This window comes from Luteitalea sp., assembly GCF_022842525.1.
Classification (GTDB): Bacteria; Acidobacteriota; Vicinamibacteria; order Vicinamibacterales; family Vicinamibacteraceae; genus Luteitalea.
The window spans coordinates 1-4,513 of the sequence record NZ_JALHPM010000312.1 but is presented as its reverse complement, the minus strand read 5'-3'; the positions used below and the strand labels follow the sequence as shown (position 1 = coordinate 4,513).

At 67.3% G+C, this 4,513-nt stretch carries 4 protein-coding genes and 1 pseudogene; 4 read left to right on the top strand and 1 reads right to left on the bottom strand.

Translation table 11 applies throughout. The annotated features are described in order from the left end of the window. The 4 genes from Q0C41_RS30025 to Q0C41_RS30010 all read left to right on the top strand — a co-directional run. Positions 1-259 (top strand): LemA family protein (locus tag Q0C41_RS30025; RefSeq protein ID WP_291990468.1); only part of this gene is annotated, 259 nt, incomplete at its 5' end. A 7-nt stretch (positions 260-266) separates the two neighbouring features. Further along, complete coding sequence (locus tag Q0C41_RS30020) at positions 267-1,241, top strand: M48 family metallopeptidase (RefSeq protein ID WP_291990466.1); 975 nt, start codon at positions 267-269, stop codon at positions 1,239-1,241. A gap of 52 nt (positions 1,242-1,293) precedes the next feature. Then, positions 1,294-2,295 carry a universal stress protein gene (locus Q0C41_RS30015; RefSeq protein WP_367079323.1) on the top strand — a complete coding sequence of 334 codons (1,002 nt, stop codon included), beginning with the start codon at positions 1,294-1,296 and terminating at the stop codon, positions 2,293-2,295. Between the two features lie 150 nt (positions 2,296-2,445). Further along, positions 2,446-3,060, top strand: a complete 615-nt coding sequence (locus Q0C41_RS30010) for an adenylate kinase (RefSeq protein ID WP_291990464.1) — start codon at positions 2,446-2,448, stop codon at positions 3,058-3,060. A gap of 98 nt (positions 3,061-3,158) precedes the next feature. Here the strand turns inward: Q0C41_RS30010 and Q0C41_RS31560 are convergent. Next, a pseudogene (locus tag Q0C41_RS31560) lies at positions 3,159-4,513 on the bottom strand (HAD-IC family P-type ATPase); the annotation flags it as partial.

Sequence of the window (4,513 nt, the reverse complement as noted above, 5' to 3'; positions counted from 1 at the left end):
CGCGGTCTCGGAAGCCTACCCGGACCTCAAGGCGAATCAGAGTTTCCTGCAGCTACAGGAAGAGCTGACCGCGACGGAGAACCGGATCGGCTTCGCACGTCAGCACTACAACGACGTGGTCGCTCAGTACAACAGCGCACTACAGAGTGTGCCCACCAATGTCCTGGGGAGCACGTTCGGCTTCAAGCCGGCCGAGTTCTTCGCGCTCGATGCTGGGGAGGCCGTCGAGGTGCGCAACCCCGTCGCCGTCCGGTTCTAGCACTCCCATGGCTGCCTCGACGCTTACTTTCCACAACCTGATCGCCGAGAATCGGCGCAACAGCCTGCTCCTCGTCGTGCTGTTTTGTCTGTTTACCGCGATAGTTGCCGCCGTGTTCGGGCTAGCCATCGTGGGTATCCTGGACCCGGAACGACTCGCTCGTCTGGATTGGACCCAGGGACTGCTGATCGGGGGGATCGCCGCCGGCATCTCTCTGCTTCTCTCAATCATCAGCTACTACGGCGGCGATCGGATGATTCTCGCGGTCAGCCACGCCCGACCGATTCAGCACGACGACGATCCAGAGTTGTTCAACGTGGTCGAGGAAATGGCCATCGCGGCCGGAGCTCCGATGCCGGGCGTGTACGTCATCGACGATAGCGCGCCCAACGCCTTCGCCACCGGGCGCGATCCGCGGCATGCCGCGATCACGGTTACGAGTGGGTTGCGCACCAAACTGACCCGTGACGAGCTGCAGGGCGTCGTCGCACACGAGATGTCCCATATCGGCAACTACGACATCCGCTTGATGCTGCTCATGGCGGTGCTCATCGGCACCGTGGTGATGCTTTCGGACTTCCTCTGGCAGACACTCTTCTGGTCCAGCGTCACTGGTGGCCGGCGCCGAAGCCGTGACGAGAGCGGTGGCAACCCTATCGCGCTTGTCCTGGTGGTCTTTGCGGTCCTGCTCGGCATCCTGGCGCCCCTCCTGGCCCGGATCATTCAACTCGCCGTCAGTCGGGAGCGCGAGTACCTGGCCGATGCTTCCGCCGTCGAGCTAACCCGCTATCCCGAGGGCCTGGCCAGTGCCCTGCGCAAGATCGACGGCGACCCGGAGGTGCTCGAGTCCGCCAACCGTGGCACCGCGCATCTGTTTATCGCAAACCCCATCAAAAAGTTCGAGGAGCGAGCCGGCTCAGTTTTTGCGAGCCACCCGCCGATTGGAGAACGTATCCGCCGGCTCGAAAGCCTGACTCGCTGACGGGGTCGGGCTCCGCCCCAGCGTCACCAGGAGACGTATTCCTGAGGACGCGGTGAGATTCTCTCTCTCACCACGTCGTGTCAGCCCGGGATGGGTCTTGGCTGCGTCCGGTCAGCGACAGACAGCGCCGAGCCGTTCAGCCTGCAAGAGGAGGCACGGAGTGTTCTCGAAGATCCTGGTCCCACTCGACGGGGTGACCGAACCGGCTGTCGCGTTGACACCGGCCGTGACAGTGGCCAAGGCCACGGGTGCCGCGGTGCATCTACTGACCGTGATCGACGCCGAGGCATCGCCGGCAGACTACGCACGCATCAGGGCGGATCTGGAGCGTGTGGCGGCGGAGCTGCGCACCCACGGCCCGCACGTAGACACGGCAGTGCATCGGGGCAAGCCCGCGGCGGAGATCGTCGCGGCGGCCATCAAACTTGGCGCCGACCTCGTCGTGATGGCTACGCATGGTCGCGGCGGTCTCGAGCGGGCCTACCTCGGGAGCGTCGCACAGGACGTGCTGGCGACGAGCCCGGTCCCAGTCATGGTGCTTCGGCCGGGTGGTTACCAGATGACCAAGCTGGAGGTCGTACTGGTGGCCGTCGACGGGTCGCCGGGCGGCGCGCTCGCGCTGGCTGCGGCCGTCCCGCTGGCGCGGTCGACGAACGCGCGGATAGTCCTCGTGGATGTGGCGGTGCCGTTCGTCGCGTACACCATGATGAGCGGATCCGCCGGGGCGTACTATTTCGACCCTGCGTGGGACGATGAGGCCCTGGAGAGCGCCAAACGGTACGTGTCCGGCATGGCGGACCGCCTGCGACACGCGGGCCTGCAGGCCGAGGGGATGGCCATCACCGGCGAGCCCCGACTGCCATCGACGTCGGTCGCCGAGGCGATCATGCGGAGCGCAGACGAGGTCGGGGCGGACCTGATCGTGATGAGCACGCACGCGCACACCGGCCCGGTCCGGGCGCTGCTAGGCAGCGTCGCCGATACGGTCGTGCGGACCGCGCATCGTCCCCTGCTGCTGCCACGGCGCGGCGGTCGGGAGCACGCAGCGGATTGACGGAGACTCGCTCGTCCGAATTCTAAGACGCGGACGCGCGGGGAGGGAACCCGTCGGCCATCATGTTGATGGCTCAACCGCCGCACGGCACAGTTCTCCTATGTCGTGTCCCAACGATGATAGAGGGGGAGCCGGACTGGGACAGCGCCGATGACGGAACCAGGTAGCGGCAAGGCGGTACCGGAGGATGGGTCGGCCGGCGTTTCGAGGATCGCGCTACTCGGTCCACCGGGAGCCGGTAAGGGGACGCAAGCAAGCCGGCTGGCCGGTCGTCTCGGTGTGCCGCACATCGCGACTGGCGACCTCTTGCGACAGGCCGCCGAGGCCGGCACGCCGCGCGGGCTCCAAGCCCGGCACTCCATGGATGCCGGCGAGCTCGTGCCTGACCAGCTTGTCGATGAGCTCGTCCGGGAGAGGATCCGCCGGCCAGACGCCGAGGTTGGCTTCGTTCTCGATGGTGTCCCGAGGACCTTGCGACAGGGAGAGATGCTCGACGCAGCCCTCTCGACGCTCGGTCGGCCGATTCAGCGGGTTGTCCTGCTCGAAGTGTCACCGGCCCAGATCGTTGAGCGGACCGCCAGACGCGGGACGATCACCCACCGCCGCGACGACCGATCCGAGATCGTCGCGAACCGTCTCCGTGTCTACCACGCTGAATCCCCACCGCTGACCGAGTACTACCGCTCACGTGGCCTGCTGGTGTCAATTGACGGCGTGGGGACGGTGGACCAGGTGGCGAGGCGCATCGAGGAGGTTCTCGCGTGACCGAGCAGAACCCCGCTGTTTCCGTCCGCGCGCCGATTCGCTCGCTCAGGACCACCCCTCCCGGCGCCACACGGGCTGGGAGCCGGTGGGCGCTACGGCTAGTAACTCCCATGCGCGACTCCCGGCACCGGCAGGGCAACCGGCTGCTCACCGGACTGGGTGCGGCGGATGCCGGGCAGGCGAGTCCGCTTGAGCAGCAGGGCGTTGATCGCGACCAGCAGCGAGCTGCCGGCCATCGACAGTGCCGCGATCTCCGGGCGGAGCAGCAGCCCGATCGACGGGTAGAACAGGCCGGCGGCGATCGGGAAGGCGATCGTGTTGTAGCCGACCGCCCAGAACAGGTTCTGCTTCATCTTGCGGACGGTCGCGCGGCTGAGGGCGATGGCGCCGATCACATCGAACGGGTCGCTCCTCATCAGCACGACGTCGGCCGCTTCCATGGCCACGTCGGTGCCGGCCCCGATGGCGATGCCGACGTCGGCCTGGGCCAGGGCCGGCGCGTCGTTGATCCCGTCGCCGACCATCGCCACAAGCTTGCCCTGCCGCTGGAGCTCGATGACCTTGTCGGCCTTTTCGCCAGGCAGAACCTCGGCGAAGACAGTGCCGATCCCGAGCTCTGCCGCGATCCGCTCGGCGGTGGCGCGGTTGTCGCCGGTCAGCATCGCCACGCGCACGCCGCGTGCTTTGAGATCCGTGACGGTGGATATGGCGGTGGTCGGACCTGGTCAAGAGTCGGATGAATTCCACGCGACCTTGTGCATCAAAGACAGCGGCGGACCGTATCACGAAGGCTTGAATAAAAAGATGCGCGTCGGCGATCGCGATCAGGCCGATCGCTTCGCCACCGACAGCGGCGTAGACCACGGTTCGGCCGGCCCCCTCCAGGTCCGCCGCCCGCTCGCCGAGCCCGTCCAGCCCGACCTGGTTGTCACGCATCAGCTTGCGGTTGCCGACCAGGACCGTACGCCCATCGACCGTTGCCCGCAGCCCGTGGCCTGGGATCGCCTCGAACCCGGTCGGCTGGGCCAGCGTCAGGCCCCGCTCTCGTGCCTGATCGACCACCGCCTGGGCCAGCGGGTGCTCGCTCGACTGCTCGGCCGAGGCGACCAGTCGCAGTAAGTCGGCCTCGGAGAGGGGGTTGCCGGCCGCGACCACCTCGACCACCCGCGGCTGGCCGACGGTCAGGGTGCCGGTCTTGTCGAAGATGATCGCCCGCACCTTGCTGGCCTGCTCGAGGGCGGTCGCGTTCTTGTAGAGGATGCCGTTGAGCGCCCCCAGCCCGGTCCCGACCATCACGGCGGTCGGGGTCGCCAGCCCGAGCGCATCCGGGCAGGCGATGATCACGACCGTGATCGCCAGCGTCAGCGCGAAGACGAAGCTGGCGCCGGCCAGGTAGTACCAGCCGAGGAACGTGGCCAGGCCGAAGATCACCGCCGCCGCGACCAGCCATTGC

Coding starts and splice junctions, on each gene's coding strand:
- Q0C41_RS30020 (WP_291990466.1), top strand. CDS start 267: ATGGCTGCCTCGACGCTTACTTTCCACAACCTGATCGCCGAGAATCGG.
- Q0C41_RS30010 (WP_291990464.1), top strand. CDS start 2,446: ATGACGGAACCAGGTAGCGGCAAGGCGGTACCGGAGGATGGGTCGGCC.